The organism is Streptomyces sp. NPDC004609 (assembly GCF_042873655.1).
Classification (GTDB): Bacteria; Actinomycetota; Actinomycetes; order Streptomycetales; family Streptomycetaceae; genus Streptomyces.
The window spans coordinates 1-15,619 of sequence record NZ_JBIALS010000037.1; the positions used below are offsets into that span (position 1 = coordinate 1).

The following is a 15,619-nucleotide window of genomic DNA, read 5'->3' on the forward strand; positions in this document are numbered from 1 at the left end:
ATCGGACTGGACTGGGTCCTCGACGCCGTGGCCGCCAAACTCACCCGACCGCCGACGTGACGCTCAGCCCCTGCCGAATGTCAGCGAGGTCAGGGCCGGTGGCCATGGGCCGTGCGGGCTTGCGCCGCCACCACGAGTCTTGCCGAAGGCCCCTCGCCTCGCCTCAGCAGTGAAGAGACACGGCCCGGCGACGGAGCATCGCGGCGGACTGTGTCATCACTCGGCCGTGGCATGCATGGGGCTGGGTGTGCTGGAGGGGACGAAGCCGTCACAAGTACACGGCTTCGCGGTCGACTGGCGGGACGACCAGGGTGAACATCGGCTGCCATTGGCGGATGCGGTCTCGGTGCCGTTCGAGGCCGGGCGGCCGGTCCGCGGCTGCGCTGCTCGGTGATCCGATCGCGGTGTTGGCGACGGTGTTCCACCTGCTCTGGCCGGGACAGCTGACAGCGGATCTGTCGCGACCCCTGTCGGATGCCACGCCGGTGTCGCGGGCGGAGGCTCGGTGAGCGGGCGCCCAGGGGCACGGGCGGCGTTGAGGGTCGGGGATCGGGTGCGCGGCAGAACTGACACAGCGCAGCTCAGAGATACCTCACTGGGAACGCACACCCCGGCGCCGGACCCCGCTCCCCGGCACGGCCCGATCCGAGTGGAAGGCCCTGGCTAGTCCGTGGCGGCGGGTTCCGGCAGGACACCCGGGCGCATAGCGGGGACGGACGGATGTCGTCGTTCCTCGTGCCCGCCCAGCGCCGCGAGGATCAGGGTCACGGTGACCGATCCGGCCGCCATCAGCGTCATCGCCGTGGCCGGGGAGGTCAGTTGAGCCAGCGTGCCCGCGAGGACGGCGCCGACGCCTTGCAGGGCGGCCATGCCGGTGGCGTGCAGTCCGAGGGCTTGGCCCGCGAGGTCGTCGGGGGTGAGGGACATCAGGCGTTCCTGGAGGACCAGGCTCGCGGCGAAGCCGGCGGAGGCGACGGTGACGGCCACGGCCGACAGCGTCACTCCCGGCCGCAGGACGAAGAACAGGTAGGGAACCGCCAGCAGCAGGCGCAGCGGGGTCGCGAGACGGGGGCGTACTGCGGCCGGTACCAGCCGGCCCACCGCCATGTCGCCCGCGAACATGCCCAGCGCCCCGCACGCGTACAGCGTGCCGGCGGCCGCGGGCGCGTAGGAGACGTAGAGCGAATCGCCGCCGACCACCAGGCCGTTGGGGACCCACAGGCCCAGGTACGTCAGGCGGCGGCGACGTGAGGACCACAGGAGGGCGTTGGTGCGCCAGGTCGCCGAGACGGACGGGCGGCCGGAGGAGCGCGGTGGGCGGGCCGTGAGGCCCAGGCGGGTGACGAGGGCCGACAGCAGATACAGCACCGCCGCGAGGAGCAGACACGTCTGTGGGGAGAGGAATGCCAGCAGTGCGCCGCCCGTCGCGAAACCGGCCATCTGCATCAGGCCCCAGAGCATGTTGTACACCGAACGCCCCAGGACGTAGCCGTCCTTGGACAGGATCTCGTTCAGCAGTCCCCCGTTCACTCCCCCGCCCAGCGAGGCGACCAGGCCCTGGAGGAGTACGACGCCGAAGACCGCCCAAAGCGGCAGGCCGGGCAGTGCCAGCACCGCCGTCGTGGCCGCGAAGGCGAGGGCGAGGGCGGACAGGATCGCGCGCGGCGGCAGGCGGTCGGCGCCCGAGAGCAGGAACGCGCCCCCCAGCAACTGCGCCAGCTGCGGGCCGAACATGCTCACCGCGGACAGGAACGGGGAGCCGGTGGCCCGGAAGACCAGGGTGCCGAGGGCCAGGCCGCCGATCGTGTGGGCAGCGGCGGAAGTACCGAAGGAGAGCAGGAACGGGGTGAACTCCGGGGTGCGGAACAGGGAGCGGTAGCTGGGCATGCGTCGAAGTCTCGGAGCGGCCGGGGACCGTGTTTACTGTTTCGCCGACACGCGAAAGGTCGTACGCATGGGCTTGTGGCAGATCGGCACCGACACCCTCGCCCGCAGCCGGTTCGCGCTCTCGCCGTTCGCCGAGACCTTCGCCAGCCTGCAACTGCTGCACGCGGGGACCGGCGCCCATCCCGGCGAGAATGCCTGGCTGCGCGCGCACCTGCCCGGCTACCACGCGCGCCTCGCGGCCGACCCGGTGGCCGCGCCGCTCGTGCGAGCGGCGATCGGCACGTCCTGGATCGCCGACTTCTTCTGCCCCACCTCGTGCGTCGGGGAGAGCTTCGAGGAGACCGTGGCCCGGGTACGGGCGGCCGGGACCGGGGAGGCACGGGCCGACCTCCGCGTGTCCCTCCGGGGCCCGCTCCCCGCCGCCCTGGAGCGGGACGACCTTCCCGAGCGGGCGACCGCGCTCCTGACCTACGTCTGGGAGGAGACCGTACGGCCGTACTGGGAGCGCAGGCGGCGCATCCTGGAGGCCGACATGGTCGCGCGGACCGCGCGGGTGAACCAGGGCGGCTGGGCGGCCGCGCTGGACTCGCTGAAGCCGGGGACGACGCGGTGGCTCGGGGAGAGCCGGTTCCAGGTCAACCCGAACGCGTATCCGCCGCGGGAGATCGCCGCCGGGGCCGAGCTGCTGTTCATGCCGGTCACACCGAGGACCGGTTGGGTGTCGTGGGAGGGACGGGAGCGGTACGCCGTCGTCTACCCGTGTCTCGGGGTGCTCGCCGACGACCACGGCCGGCGGCCCGTCCCGTCCGGGCTCGGGGCGCTCATCGGGACCGCGCGGGCCGGATTGCTGGTGCTGCTCGGGACTCCCATGAGTACGACGCAGCTGGTCGCCGTGACCGGGCAGGGGCTGGGGTCGGTGGGGCGGCATCTGCGGGTGCTGCGGGACGCGGGGCTGGTGGAGCGGCGGCGGGCCGGGCGGTCGGTGCTGTACGTGCGAACGGCGGCCGGGGAGGTCCTCATGGAGGCGTCGGGGGCCGGTACCGGTGGCCGGGAGCCGGACCGGGCATCCACCGGCCGGCCCGGCGACAGTGCTCAGCAGTCCAGAAACTCCCTGGTCAGGAGGCATGGTTGACGACAACTGGCTCGCGGCTTCCCGGACGGAACGGGCGCGACGGGTGCCGCTCCGCCGGATCGGGGCGGTGGCGGGCGGGCGGTGCCGTGCGATGCTGGTGCACGTGATGCTGGAGGACCTGGTACGGCTGCGGCGCGCGCGGGACACGATGGACCGCGACTACGCGCGGCGGCTGGACGTTCCGGCACTGGCCCGCGTCGCACTCATGTCACCCGGGCACTTCTCCCGCAGCTTCCGCGCCGCCTTCGGCGAGACGCCGTACAACTACCTGATGACCCGCCGTGTCGAGCGGGCGAAGGCGCTGCTGCGGCGGGGCGACCTGAGCGTGACGGAAGTCTGCTTCGAGGTCGGATGCACCTCGCTCGGGTCGTTCAGCTCACGCTTCACCGAGCTGGTCGGCGAGACCCCGAGCGCGTACCGGGCCCGCCGCCACGAGGCCGGCGCCGCGATTCCGGCGTGCGTCGCCAAGACCTTCACCCGGCCGGTCAGAAGGAACGGCGAGCGGGTCGGGAACGGCCGGCCGGTCGCGAACAGCACGTCGGTCGCCAACAGCGAGCCGGTCACGGACTGCGAGCCGGTCACGATCGGAGAAGCGGAACCCGACGCCGCGCCGTAGCGTCGACGGCATGGACATCACGCTCTCACAGTGCTTCATCGCCGTCGACGACCATGACAAGGCGCTCGCCTTCTACCGCGACACCCTCGGTCTGGAGGTGCGCAACGACGTCGCGTTCGAGGGGATGCGCTGGGTGACCGTCGGGTCGCCCGAGCAGCCGGGCGTGGAGATCGTCCTCGAACCGCCGCTCGCCGACCCCAACGCCTCGCCGGCCGACAAGCAGGCCATGGCGGAGCTGCTGGCCAAGGGCATGCTGCGCGGCGTGATCTTCTCCACCGGCGACTGTGACGCCACCTTCGAACGTATCCGGGCCGCCGGCGGCGAAGTGCTGCAGGAGCCGATCGACCAGCCCTACGGCGTCCGCGACTGCGCCTTCCGCGACCCGGCCGGCAACATGCTCAGGTTCACCCAGCGCCGTACCGGCTGATCACTTCGAGGGCCGGACGGACTCCGGACGCGGCCGCGGAGCCGTGCCGTCCCGCACTGCCGGGACAGCACGGCTCCGTGCTGCTGCGGGCCCAGTCCGGGGTCGGTGGCGCGACAGCGGGGGAAGGCCGAGATACCGGCGGCACGGGGTTGGCGGTACGCCAGGTGGAGGACATGCCACCGGGCGCCACCCGCCGGGCCCGCTCCACCCGCAGCCGGGCGGTGAGGATCACGCGGTGATCGCGCGACGCCCGGGAGATACGCCGAGGGCTGCCGCGCCCCGCGACTCCCGCCCCGGCCGCGTGCCGTCCGGCACCTGAGCGCTGTCCGATATACCTGACCGCCGACCGACGCCCGCCTGGCGACCAAGCGACCGCCCCCCGGCCGACAAGCGACCCGCGCGCGGGCCCGAGGCCGGTGCGGCCGGCCCAACCCGCCGCCCCTGCGGCTCGCATGCCCGCCGTCCGGCGCCCGCCTCCCCACAGCCCGCACGCCCGCCGCCCGCCACCCTGCGGCTCGCACGCCCGCACGTCCCCCGCCCGCCACCGTCCGGTTTCCGGTGCCCTTGGCCTGACATACGGCGCTGGAGGGCCGGCACCGTCGACGGCCGCGAAGTCGGCTCGATGCACTGTGGTCCCATTTCGGGGTGCCGGAGCACTGAGTCACCCGGCCATTTCGAGGGCCTTCTGACGCCGTCTCCTCCCAAACGTGCATTTCTGGCCAAGGTGCGTCACGTTGACGAGAGATCGCCATGTCGACACGCCGACGGGCATCCCGGACCGACCCCGCCCTCATGCCCCTCTTGATGCAGAAGTATCCGTTTTTACTCTGACTTACCCCCCACTTGCCTGCTGAGTGTGTCGGATGTCTCACCCGCTGTAATCCCGGCACGCCAGCCCCGGGAGCATCAGCGCCCCGATCACCCGCGGACCGCGGCGCGTCATGTTCCAGCCAACCTCACTCAGGGCGCCCCACCAGGGGTTTTGCCCGAAGAGTCCCTGCGGAACCCCGCGGACCGACCGATCGATTCCGGTCATCACAGATGCCGCCGCGCCCGACGTACGGGAGAGTGCCGGGCGACGGTGTGGCGAGAAGCCCCTGTTGGACGGCTTATGACCCATGAGTACTATGCGGCGTAGTTGATCAATACACGACACCCCCCGCGCATGTCCGTACACATAGTGGTCAATTCCGCAGAGAGGTGATCAAGGGTGGGGCCCCAGCTCATCGTTCCGCCGATCTACTCCCCGATATCTCCGGCGATCCACCCGAGCCATGCCGATATCGACGCCCAGACAGCAACCTGGGCGGAGACCTTCGGCATCGGCTCCCCGGAACTGCGCAGCCGACTCGTCCGTCACGACATCGGTACGTTCTCGGCCAGAATCCTTCCGGAGGGCCGCGAGGAAGTCGTCTCCCTCCTCGCCGACTTCATCCTCTGGCTCTTCGGTGTCGACGACGGCTACTGCGAGGAGAGCGACCTGGGCCATCGCCCCGGTGATCTCGCAGGCGTGCTCCACCGCCTGCTGCGGGTCGCCCAGAACCCCGACAGCCCGTTCCTGCTGACCGACCCGCTGGCCAACGGACTGCGGGACCTGCGGGCCCGTATCGCCCGCTACGGCACGCACGGGCAGTCCGCCCGGTGGGTCGACGCCCTGCGGGAGTACTTCTTCTCCGTCGCCTGGGAGGCCGACCACCGTCGCGCGGGGACGGTGCCCGACCTCAACGACTACACGCTCATGCGCCTGTACGACGGTGCCACCACCGTCGTCCTCCCGATGCTGGAGATGGCGCACGACTACGAACTCCAGCCGCACGAGCGCGATCATCCCGCCACCCGCGCGGCGGGCGAGATGGCGTCGTTCATCATCGTGTGGGACAACGACATCTTCTCCCACCACAAGGAGAGGACGAGCCGGGGCTACTACCTCAACGCCCTGCGGGTACTCGAACACCACGAGGGCCTCACCACCGATGAGGCGCTCGCCACCGTCATCGCCCAGCGCGACCGGGTGATGTGCCTCTTCCTGCGGCTGCAGGAGATGCTGGACGTCACCGGCAGCCCGCAGCTGCGCCGGTATCTGGCGAGCCTGTCCCACTTCATCCGCGGCGCCCAGGACTGGGGCATCAGCTCGCTGCGCTACACCACCCCGCACGACCCGGCGAATCTGCCGAGCACCTTCCGGGCCACGCCGACCGACGACAGCGAGGTACCGCTCGACATCCCGGTGATCAGCTGGTGGTGGAACCTGCTCCAGACGGAGCGCAGGCCCCTCCAGGCGGCCACCGTCTGATCCGGCGCTCCGGCCGGGAGCGCGATCCCGTACGGTCCCTGCCACCGCGCTCACCGCGGTGGCAGGGGCCGAGGCCGTCCGCCCCGGCGCACGGCGGACACGGGAGCCGGGGCGCCGAGTGCCGTACGGGACCCGCGGCGCTCACGTTCCGGCCCGGTTCGCGCCGGGGACTCCCGGGCCGCTTCGGAACCCACGGCTCCGCCCGTCCTCGGTCGCGGTGAGCAGTTCCCCGGGCAGCGGGCGTTCGTGGAGTACGTCCAGCGCGGAGACGGCCCGGGTGAGGACCACGTACAGCCGGTGCAGGCCGCGCGCCTCCGCCGCCACGACGGCAGCGGGCTCGGCGACGACGACATGGTCGTACTCCAGGCCCTTGGCGAGGGTCGCGGGCAGCACGGTCACCCGGGCGTCCGGCGCGTTCCCGGGGCCGTCGTCCACCGGGATGCCCGCGGCTGTGAGCGCCGCGCGGAGGCGGTGGGTGTCCGGTTCGGCCGCGATCACCCCGATCGACCCCTCACGGGCCAGCGCGGCCCGTACGGCGTCGACCGTCGCCGCCGCCAGATCGCCGACCCGCCGGATGCTCAGCTCGCCGTCGCGGCGCAGGGAACGCGCGGCCGGCACATCGACCCCGAGCGCGCCGACGAGCCGGTTCGCGAGACCGACGATCACCGCCGGGACGCGGAAGCCCGTCGTCAGGGGGATCACGGCCGCGTCCGGTTTGCCGAGGTGGGCCAGTTGCGCACGCCAGGTGGTGGCCGCCCAGGGAGTGGTGCCCTGGGCGAGGTCCCCGAGGACGGTCAGCGAGCCGAAGTCCGAACGGCGCGCGATCGCCCGGCACTGCATCGGAGAGAGGTCCTGGGCCTCGTCGACGACGACATGGCCGTAGCCGCCGGGGCGTTCGACGAGTCCCGCGAGCTCGTCCAGCAGGACCAGATCCGCCTCGGTCCACCGCGCCGAGCGGTGGGTACGCGGCGGCTTCTCCCAGCGGATCGCGTCCTGTTCGTCCCGGCCGAGCCCGGGCACGGCGGCCGGATCGGTGAGGAGGGCCGCCAGCACCTCCTCGGGCCGGGTCCTGGGCCAGACCGTGTCCAGGAAGGCGGTGACGGGCCGGGACCGCCCGACCCGCTGCGCCCAGGAGCCGCCCTGGGGCCCGGCCCGCCGCTCCGCCTGGAGCTGGACCGCGCGCACCACACGGGTGCGGACGCGTTCGCGTCCCACGGAGTACGGGGGCGCCGCCTCGCGCACCTCCTCGACGATCCGTTCCAGTTCGCCGAGCGGGACGCGCCAGCGGTACGAGCCGTCGGGCACGGTGACCGGTCCGGCGGGCTGCGCGACCCTCGCGTACAGGGCCCGGCGCAGCACCTCCGCCATCCGGGCGTCGTGCTTGACCGCCGCGGCGGCCGGGCTGTCGACGGCCAGGACCTCGTGGCGGGCGATCTCCTCCTGGAGGGTCGACTGCCGGATGTCCCGCTCGCCGAGGGACGGCAGCACCTGGGAGATGTACGAGAGGAACGCGCGGTTCGGCCCGAGGATCAGCAGTCCGCCGCGCCGCACGCGCTGCGGGTGGGTGTAGAGGAGATACGCGGCACGGTGCAGGCCCACGGCCGTCTTGCCCGTGCCGGGCGCGCCCTGGACACACAGGGACCGGGTGAGGTCCGACCGTACGAGATCGTCCTGTTCGGGCTGGATGGTGGCGGCGATGTCCCGCATCGGGCCGACGCGGGGACGCTCGATCTCGTCGGCGACGATCGCGCTGGTGACACCGGTCGGACCGGTCGGGTGAGGCGCCTCTGCCGGGTCGGTCGAACCGGGTACGGGAGCCGGGCCGGGTACGGCTCCGGCGGGCGCGGACTCGTCGCGGACGAGGTGCTCGTCCTCCAGGCCCGTCAGATCCGCCGAGTCGCCCCGGCTGAACGGTGCCCATCCGAAGCGGCGGCGTACCGACACGCCCTGCGGGTCCCGGGAACCCGCCTGGTAGAAGGTGCGCGAGACGGGGGCGCGCCAGTCGACGACGAGTGGTGGTGCCGTCTGCCCCCGCGATCGGTCGGTGATACGGCGACGGCCGATGTGGTAGCTCTGCCGGCGGTGGTCTCCGGCGCTCTCGTCGTCCGCGAAGTCCAGCCGTCCGAAGAACAGGGGCCCGTCCGGCTCCTCCTTCATCTCCTTGGCCCGGCTGCGGAGCCAGTGGCCGAGGACCTCGGCGTCGGCACCCGACGCAAAGGCGTTCTCGCCGATGACGACCTGGTGGTCCGCGTCGTCGACCATCGCGGCCAGGGCGGCGCGGCAGGTGTCGTGGTAGGCGCGTTCCCGGACGAGGGCGTGGCCGTGGTCGTGGGCGTGCTCGTCGGAGAGGACGGGGGCGGGGGCGGGGGCCTCCGGGGAGGCAGGGCTGAGTGCGTCATCTGGCTCCGTCATTCCGCCGAGAATAACGTAACCGAGTAACTTTCTTAACTCGGCAACATTCGATACGAGGTCAGGGCTTGCGCAGCCCGCCGATGCCCTCTCTGAGCTGGTCGAACGCCAGACGGGCCGCCTTCGCCGCGCCGGGTCGTACCGCGTCCGCGCTCTCGCCCGCCGCGATCCGCCGCCAGTTCTCCTCGGCGAGGATCCGCAGGACGGCGACGATCTGCCCGGCGGCCAGCCGGTCCGCGACACCCCCGCCGAGAGCGCCGGCCAGCGCCTCCTCCGACCTGCCCTGGTACGCGTACAGCCGGGCGACCAGACTCGGCGTCCCGTACAGCAGCCGGTGGAAGGCGAGCACGTCCGGATGGTCGTTGAGCCCGGTCACCGGATCGGACCGCTCCAGGCCGTCGAGGAAGTGCCGGTGCAGCGCGTCCAGCGGCGAGATCCCCGGCGGCCGGCCCGTCACCACACGGGCGGCCTCGTCCTCGTGGTCGGCGAACCGGTGGAGCACCAGGTCCTCCTTGGCGGGGAAGTAGCGGAAGAGCGTCGGCTTGGAGACCTCGGCGGCCTCGGCGATCTCAGCTACGGAGACACCGTCGAAGCCCTTGCGGAGGAACAGCGCGATCGCGGCGTCCGACAGGGCGCGGTGGGTCCGCCGCTTCTTGCGCTCGCGCAGTCCGCCGCCCCCGGGGAGTCCCGGCGCGCCCGCGCCCGTACCCCGTACCCCCTCGGCGCCCGTACCCACCTCAGCACCCCGATCCGCGCCCGTACCCCCACCCATGTCAGCGCCCGCGTCGGCGCCCGGCCCCGCGTTCATGAGCCGGCCCGCCGCTTCTCGATCAGGACCGCGACCCCGTCCAGGATCCGGTCCAGGCCGAACTCGAACCCGTAGTCCGGCACGTCCGGTTCGTCCAGCACCCTGGACTCCAGCAGCCGCGCCACCGACGGATAGCGTGCCGGGTCGGCCAGCCGCTTCAGCGTGGTGGCGTACCGGCGCATGACCTCCTCCGCGCTCACCCCGCTGGACTCGACCGCTGCCGCCAGATCCGCCGTCAGCAGGGAGTCGTTGCGCACAAAACCGGAGATCAGGACGAGGAGCGAGATCTGATCGCCGTCGTCGAGACCGGTGCCCTCCAGCGCGGCGAGGCCCCGCTCCCACCAGGCCACCGAGTTGGGGGTCGCGGGCGGGCCCGAGATCGGGACGCGCAGCACCCACAGGTTGCGGCGGAAGAGCACGCGCTGCGCCACCGCCCAGTCGGTGATCGCCTCCCGCCAGTCCGTTCCGGGGGCGGGCGGCTCGGGCGGCGGGCCCATAACCGCCTCCTGCATCAGGATGTACAGCTCGTCCTTGGCGCCGACATACCGGTAGAGGGACATCGTCGAGACGCCCAGCTCCTTGGCGACCCGCCCCATCGACACCGCGCCGAGCCCCTCCGCCGCCGCGAGGGCGACCGCCGCGCCGACGATCCGGTCCAGGCTGAGACCGGGCTTCGGCCCCTTGGCCGGGCGTTCGCGCAGGCCCCACGCCGCTTCGACGCTGGCGGGCAGTCCGGTCCGCTCGCCGTCATGGCCCTCGGTCACCCCTCACCCCTTCTCCGTTGTCCCTCGCCTGGTTCCCTTGACGCCCATCCTAGTAATGCGTAACCCTTACACAGTAACGCGTATGACATACGCAGAAGGAGTGCGCACAGTGGAACACACAGGGGAACAGCCGCCCGCGGTCGAGGCCGCGGGTCTCGTCAAGGCGTACGGAAGGGTCAGAGTGCTCGACGGCATCGACCTGCGTATCGACCAGGGCAGCGTCTTCGCGCTCCTCGGCCCGAACGGCGCGGGCAAGACGACGACCGTCCGGATCCTCACCACGCTCACGACGGCCGACGCCGGGCACGCCCGCGTCGCCGGATACGACGTCGTCGCCCAGCGCTCCCGGGTACGGGGCGCGATCGGCCTCACCGGCCAGTTCGCCGCCATCGACGACAAGCAGACCGGTGAGGAGAACCTGCGGATGATGGCCAGGCTCTGCGGGCTGTCCCGCGCGGCTTCGGCCCGCCGCACGGCCGACCTGCTGGAACGCTTCGATCTCGTCGGGGCCGCCCGCCGGCGGACCGGCACCTACTCCGGCGGTATGCGACGGCGCCTCGACCTCGCGGCGGGGCTGGTGGGCCACCCGGAGGTGATCTTCCTCGACGAGCCGACGACCGGTCTCGATCCGCGCAGCCGGGCCGAGTTGTGGCAGGTCGTACGGGAGATGTCGGCGGGCGGCTCGACGGTCTTCCTCACCACCCAGTATCTGGAGGAGGCCGACCGGCTCGCGGACCGGATCGCCCTGGTCGACGGCGGCCGGATCATCGCGCAGGGGACGGCGGCGGAGCTGAAGGTGAAGGTCGCGGGCCACCGTATCGATCTGGTCCTCGCGGACGCGCCGGCGTACATGCGCGTCGAGAGCCGGCTTCCGGGCCGGTTCCCGGACGGCCGGACGGTCCGCCGCTCCCCCGGGAGCCTGACGATCGGTCTGCCGACGGACGGCACGGCCGCGGGCGTACGGGCGCTGCTGGACGAGATCGACCCGGAGCGGTGCGACGTCATCCGCTTCTCCCTGCAGCAGACCACGCTCGACGACGTGTTCCTCACCCTGACGGGCACGGGCCCGTCGGCGGGAGGGGACACCCGGGCCGGTGACGGCCCGCCGGACGACCGGGACCCGCTCCTCGGCGGGGACCCGCTCACCGACAGCGGCACCCCGGCCGGCCACGGCCCGGCGAACGGCAAGGGCCGCCCGTCGGCCGGAGAGGAGCCCGCACATGTCTGACGTACTGACCGGCTGGACCCACGCGACGACGATGGCGGGCCGGAGCGTCCGCCTCAGCCGGCGCAACGTCGACGCCGTCATCACCTCGATGGCGCTCCCCGTGATGCTGATGCTGGTCTTCGTCTACTTCTTCGGCGGGGCGATCGACACCGGGACGGAGTACGTGACCTACGTCGTCCCCGGCATCCTCATCCTCTGTGCCTCCTTCGGCGCGGCCGGTACGGCGGTGGGGGTGAGCGAGGACATGAAGGGCGGGATCATCGACCGCTTCCGCACCCTGGACGTGAGCGGCACGGCGGTCCTCGCGGGTCATGTCGCCGCGAGCACCCTGCGCAATCTCGCCTCGACCGCGCTGGTCCTCGCCGTGGCGCTGCTGATCGGCTTCCGGCCCTCCGCCTCCCTCGCGGGCTGGCTCGCGGCGCTCGGCCTGCTGGTGGCGTTCCTGATCGCGCTCTCCTGGTTCTCGGCGGCGATCGGCCTGCTGGCCCGCACTCCCGAGGCGGCGAGCGGCTTCACCTTCTTCATGACGTTCCTGCCCTACCCGAGCAGCGCGTTCGTCCGGATCGACACCATGCCCGGCTGGCTGCACGCCTTCTCGGAACACCAGCCGGTGACCCCCCTGATCGAGTCCCTCCGCGGCCTGCTCCTCTCCCAGCCGGTGGGCACCTCTCCCTGGGTGGCGCTCGCGTGGTGCGGGGGGATCCTGGTGGCGGCGGTGGGGATGTCGGGGGCGCTCTTCCGGGTCCGTACGCGGTGACGCGATGACGGCGCGGGGCCGTACGAGGTGGCGGCGCCGGGCCGTACGCGGGACGGCGCCGGGCCGTACGCGGGACGGCGCCGGGCCGTACGCGGGACGGCGCCGGGCCGTACGCGGGACGGCGCCGGGTCACACCCCGGACGTGCGCAGCCAGTTCAGAAAGACCGTCCGGACCTGGGTCAGCGTCGGCACGGTCGTCATCCCGAGCGGTACCCGGGCCGCCACCAGGGCGCGCCGGACTTTCCGGGCCGCGCGCAGCACCCGCCAGTTCCCGTCCGTGCGCCCGGGGGCCTCCTGCCCCCGGGCCGCCGTCTCCAGCACCTTCGCGGCCCGTACGACGTCGGTGAAGACGGACTGGACCCGCTTGTACGCGAGCAGCCGGGCGAGATCCGCCTCCCACCCCTTCGTACTCTCCCCCGACCAGGCGGTCTCCATCGCCGCCACCCACAGATCGGCGACCCGGCGCTCGGCGCGCGGCGAGTAGCCCATGAGGTGGAAGTGGGTGGCCAGGTCGTAGAGAGGGTCGCCGATCATGGCGAGTTCCCAGTCGATGGTCCACAGGTCACCGGCGCGGTCGACGATGAAGTTGTGGCGGTGCAGATCGCCGTGGACCAGGGTGAAGGGGCGGTGCCCGAGCAGCTCCGCCGGTGTTCTGAGCTTCTCCAGCGCGTCCCTGGAGGCGCCGAGCCCGTCGAAGAGGGTGCCGTAGACCTTGACGTTCTCGTCGTAGACCTGCATCAGGGTGAAGTCGATGAGCCGGTTCAGGAACGCGGTCGGGGTGTCCTCGGACCGAGGGTGGTCCCCCGGGACGCAGTCGGTGCGGGGCACGCCGCCGAGGGCCCCGGTGCCGAAGGTCACCAGCTCCCCGAAAAGCTGGCCGAGCTGCTGCTCGTGATGGGTGGACAGGGAACGGCCCGACAGCGTTCCGCCGCCGAGCGGCCGTCCCTCGACGAAGCCCTGGACGAAGACGTTCTCCGAGATCTCGACGACTTCCGGGATACGGGAGATCCGGCCCTGGAGGGCGAGCAGCAGCCGGTCCTCGGAGGCGAAGCACCGCCGGTCGTACCAGAGGACCCCGGGGCGCGGGGCGCGGTACTTGCCGCGCGCGAACCGCTGGGAGAGCGCGTTCTCGGGAGGCAGCGGGATGGCGTAGGTCTCGTTGTGGTAGCCCTTGAGGGGGCCTTCGACTTCCTGGCCGCCGTGGCTCAGCTCACCGGCCCGCCGACGTACGTCCGAAGCCAACTCGACTGTCATCGCTGGTGCCCTTGGTGCTCGTCGTGCCGTTCGGTGTTCCGGGTACGGAAGTGCTGAGAGGAAGCTACCTTCCGGCCAATGTTCCAGAGGCTCTTTTCGGTGATGTCGCCGATATGGGGAGCATCGGTGTCGCAAACCTACAGCAGCCGGACAGCACTCGACAGCCCTTGCACAGGTCCAGCCAACTCAGAGAAACTTGGATGTACTTGGCCGGTCGCTCGGCGGGGCCACCGACTCCAGGTCGTCGAGCACCGGCAGCAGCTCGCTGATCGAGGAGACGATCTCGGTCGCACCGGCCTCGATGAGCTGGCGCCACTTGGGCTCGTTGCGGGCGTAGCCGAGGAAGGGCACTCCGATCCGGGCGGCGGCCTGACAGTCCGCCGCCGAGTCCCCGATCATCAGGGACTCGGCGGGAGTCGAGCCGGTCTCGGCCAGGGCCCGCCTCAGACAGGCCGGGTTCGGCTTCATCAGGGTCAGATCCCCCGTACGGCCGTGGATGCGCCGCTCGCCGAAGTGGCGGGTCAGCGCCATGCGGTCCAGATAGATCCGCACCGAGTCGGGCGAGTTGTTCGTCGTGACCGCCAGCTGGTAGCCCGCCTCGTCCAGCCGCCGTATCAGCTGGTCGGCGCCGGGAGTCGGATCGGCGATCCCGGCCGCGCGCCGCTCGTGGGAGGTGAGGCGGGACTCCATCCGGCTCACCAGTTCGCTCTCCGGGTGCCGGGCGGCGGCGGCCCGCAGCAGTGCGAGCGGATCGTGGAAGGACGCGGACGGCACCGCGGGCAGACCGTCGGGGAGATTCAGCCGGGCCCAGTCCCTCAGCTCGGCGGCGATCCTGGGCGCCGGATGCCGTTCGAAAAGATGGCAGATGGGCCCGTCGAAGTCGAACAGCACGGACTTGGCACCGGCGAAGAGGCCGAGTACTGCGGTCGGGTGCGAGGAAGCCACATCGCTCCGTCCGTCGGGGCAGAGGTCGGTTTGCCGGTGCCGTGACTCCCCATACTGCCCCGCAACAGCCGTCGGTGGCCGAACAGTTACGGAGGCGCGGGAGCGCTCACCGGAGCGGTACCGGTCAGCTGCCGAGGGTAATGTCCATGGCGAGCGTGCCCCAGAGGCTGTCGAACCACTCCTGCGACTCCGTCACATAGGCATCGTCGCGCGCCCCCGTGCCCCGGATGAAGCGGAACAGCTTCGAGTTGCCGCCGAGGGTGTCGTAGATCGTGGTGAGGGTGCCGTCGATGCGCTCCTCGCGCTTCTCCACGGTGTAGTACGCGAAGAGCGCGGTGGCCCCGTTCAGCAGATAGACCTTGAACGGCGGGGTGAACGGAAGGGCCTTCAGGGTCACTTCCACATCCAGCCCGCGGACGGTGCGCAGCGCCTCGAAGCTGCTCACCAGCACCTTGCCGTGGCTGTTGCGCAGCGACAGCCAGTGCTGGTGCACGCCCCGGTCGTCGCCCGACTCCTCGACGGCGCGGGGGAACGCCATCGCCAGATCGCGCGACGGCAGCAGGATCCGAACCTTGACGCTCCGGGGACTCAGACGCCCCGTCCGGATCAGCGTCAGCGGCTCGGCGAGCGCCAGATTGAGGGACTCCGACGTCAGGCACACCGCGTCCACGCGGACGTCCGGCGACTGGAACGCCTCCAGGATCCGCGGCCCGAGCCCGGCGTCCGTGAGCTGCGGCCCCTCCACCGCGGTGTCCTTGCCGGGCGAGGACACCACCCGGGCCGGCGCGCCCTTCACGGCGGCGGTGATCAGGCCGTCGTCGCGCAGCAGCTCCAGCGCCTGGCGGATCGTCCGGCGCTCGACACCGAACTCGTCGGCCAGGTTGTTCTGGGTCGGCATCCGCGAGCCGCCCCTCAGCTCGCCCGCGCGGATGCGGTCGCGCAGGATGCCCGCCACCTCGGTCGGCGAGGGCTTCCTGGTGCCGTTCACTGCACGGTGCTCAGAGGTCACAACAGCACGCTACAACTCCGGGCCACTTTCCGGGAGATGTATGCAAGTTGTTTATAAATCTCAACCAAGTGGGGACAACTTCATTAGAGT

Annotated in this window: 13 protein-coding genes; 6 read left to right on the forward strand and 7 right to left on the reverse strand. The window is 71.8% G+C overall.

Annotated elements, in window-relative coordinates:
• Window positions 1-663: 663 nt before the first annotated feature.
• Window positions 664-1,887, reverse strand: a complete 1,224-nt coding sequence (locus tag ACFYT4_RS29100) for an MFS transporter (protein ID WP_389275365.1) — start codon at window positions 1,885-1,887, stop codon at window positions 664-666.
• Window positions 1,888-1,954: 67 nt separating this feature from the next.
• Between ACFYT4_RS29100 and ACFYT4_RS29105 the strand changes: the two genes are divergently transcribed.
• The 4 genes from ACFYT4_RS29105 to ACFYT4_RS29120 all read left to right on the forward strand — a co-directional run bounded on the left by ACFYT4_RS29105 (window position 1,955) and on the right by ACFYT4_RS29120 (window position 6,355).
• Entirely contained in the window at window positions 1,955-3,019 is a 1,065-nt protein-coding gene (locus tag ACFYT4_RS29105; RefSeq protein ID WP_389275368.1) for an ArsR/SmtB family transcription factor, read from the forward strand.
• Between the two features lie 91 nt (window positions 3,020-3,110).
• Window positions 3,111-3,635, forward strand: coding sequence for a helix-turn-helix transcriptional regulator (locus ACFYT4_RS29110; protein WP_389275574.1), 525 nt, complete (start codon window positions 3,111-3,113; stop codon window positions 3,633-3,635).
• A 10-nt stretch (window positions 3,636-3,645) separates the two neighbouring features.
• Window positions 3,646-4,062, forward strand: a complete 417-nt coding sequence (locus ACFYT4_RS29115) for a VOC family protein (RefSeq protein WP_389275371.1) — start codon at window positions 3,646-3,648, stop codon at window positions 4,060-4,062.
• A 1,210-nt stretch (window positions 4,063-5,272) separates the two neighbouring features.
• Window positions 5,273-6,355: a selina-4(15),7(11)-diene synthase gene (locus ACFYT4_RS29120; RefSeq protein ID WP_389275374.1), complete on the forward strand. Its 1,083-nt coding sequence runs from the start codon at window positions 5,273-5,275 to the stop codon at window positions 6,353-6,355.
• 141 nt (window positions 6,356-6,496) lie between these two features.
• On the opposite strand, the gene ACFYT4_RS29125 is transcribed toward ACFYT4_RS29120, so the two are convergent.
• From ACFYT4_RS29125 to ACFYT4_RS29135, 3 genes are all read right to left on the reverse strand, one after another.
• On the reverse strand, window positions 6,497-8,767 hold the full coding sequence (locus ACFYT4_RS29125; RefSeq protein ID WP_389275377.1) for a HelD family protein: 2,271 nt from the start codon (window positions 8,765-8,767) through the stop codon (window positions 6,497-6,499).
• Window positions 8,768-8,825: 58 nt separating this feature from the next.
• On the reverse strand, window positions 8,826-9,500 hold the full coding sequence (locus ACFYT4_RS29130) for a TetR/AcrR family transcriptional regulator (protein ID WP_389275380.1): 675 nt from the start codon (window positions 9,498-9,500) through the stop codon (window positions 8,826-8,828).
• A 68-nt stretch (window positions 9,501-9,568) separates the two neighbouring features.
• Window positions 9,569-10,336, reverse strand: a complete 768-nt coding sequence (locus ACFYT4_RS29135) for a TetR/AcrR family transcriptional regulator C-terminal domain-containing protein (protein WP_389275383.1) — start codon at window positions 10,334-10,336, stop codon at window positions 9,569-9,571.
• Between the two features lie 82 nt (window positions 10,337-10,418).
• Between ACFYT4_RS29135 and ACFYT4_RS29140 the strand changes: the two genes are divergently transcribed.
• The gene (locus tag ACFYT4_RS29140; protein ID WP_389275386.1) at window positions 10,419-11,564 is read left to right on the forward strand and encodes an ATP-binding cassette domain-containing protein; all 1,146 of its coding nucleotides are present in this window, start codon (window positions 10,419-10,421) and stop codon (window positions 11,562-11,564) included.
• Entirely contained in the window at window positions 11,557-12,321 is a 765-nt protein-coding gene (locus ACFYT4_RS29145) for an ABC transporter permease (protein WP_389275389.1), read from the forward strand. Before ACFYT4_RS29140 ends, ACFYT4_RS29145 begins: the two co-directional genes overlap by 8 nt.
• A gap of 129 nt (window positions 12,322-12,450) precedes the next feature.
• Here ACFYT4_RS29145 and ACFYT4_RS29150 read toward each other — a convergent pair whose 3' ends face one another.
• The 3 genes from ACFYT4_RS29150 to ACFYT4_RS29160 form a co-directional block, all read right to left on the reverse strand.
• The gene (locus tag ACFYT4_RS29150) at window positions 12,451-13,575 is read right to left on the reverse strand and encodes a phosphotransferase (RefSeq protein ID WP_389275392.1); all 1,125 of its coding nucleotides are present in this window, start codon (window positions 13,573-13,575) and stop codon (window positions 12,451-12,453) included.
• A gap of 186 nt (window positions 13,576-13,761) precedes the next feature.
• Window positions 13,762-14,520 carry an HAD family hydrolase gene (locus ACFYT4_RS29155; RefSeq protein ID WP_389275395.1) on the reverse strand — a complete coding sequence of 253 codons (759 nt, stop codon included), beginning with the start codon at window positions 14,518-14,520 and terminating at the stop codon, window positions 13,762-13,764.
• A gap of 124 nt (window positions 14,521-14,644) precedes the next feature.
• Window positions 14,645-15,529 (reverse strand): GntR family transcriptional regulator, encoded by an 885-nt coding sequence (locus ACFYT4_RS29160; RefSeq protein WP_389275398.1) that lies wholly within the window; start codon window positions 15,527-15,529, stop codon window positions 14,645-14,647.
• Window positions 15,530-15,619 lie beyond the last annotated feature (90 nt).

Bases quoted from the DNA above. Each gene is read 5' to 3' on its own strand.
- ACFYT4_RS29100 (WP_389275365.1), bottom strand. From the start codon at position 1,887: ATGCCCAGCTACCGCTCCCTGTTCCGCACCCCGGAGTTCACCCCGTTC.
- ACFYT4_RS29105 (WP_389275368.1), top strand. From the start codon at position 1,955: ATGGGCTTGTGGCAGATCGGCACCGACACCCTCGCCCGCAGCCGGTTC.
- ACFYT4_RS29110 (WP_389275574.1), top strand. From the start codon at position 3,111: ATGCTGGTGCACGTGATGCTGGAGGACCTGGTACGGCTGCGGCGCGCG.
- ACFYT4_RS29115 (WP_389275371.1), top strand. From the start codon at position 3,646: ATGGACATCACGCTCTCACAGTGCTTCATCGCCGTCGACGACCATGAC.
- ACFYT4_RS29125 (WP_389275377.1), bottom strand. From the start codon at position 8,767: ATGACGGAGCCAGATGACGCACTCAGCCCTGCCTCCCCGGAGGCCCCC.
- ACFYT4_RS29140 (WP_389275386.1), top strand. From the start codon at position 10,419: ATGACATACGCAGAAGGAGTGCGCACAGTGGAACACACAGGGGAACAG.
- ACFYT4_RS29145 (WP_389275389.1), top strand. From the start codon at position 11,557: ATGTCTGACGTACTGACCGGCTGGACCCACGCGACGACGATGGCGGGC.
- ACFYT4_RS29150 (WP_389275392.1), bottom strand. From the start codon at position 13,575: ATGACAGTCGAGTTGGCTTCGGACGTACGTCGGCGGGCCGGTGAGCTG.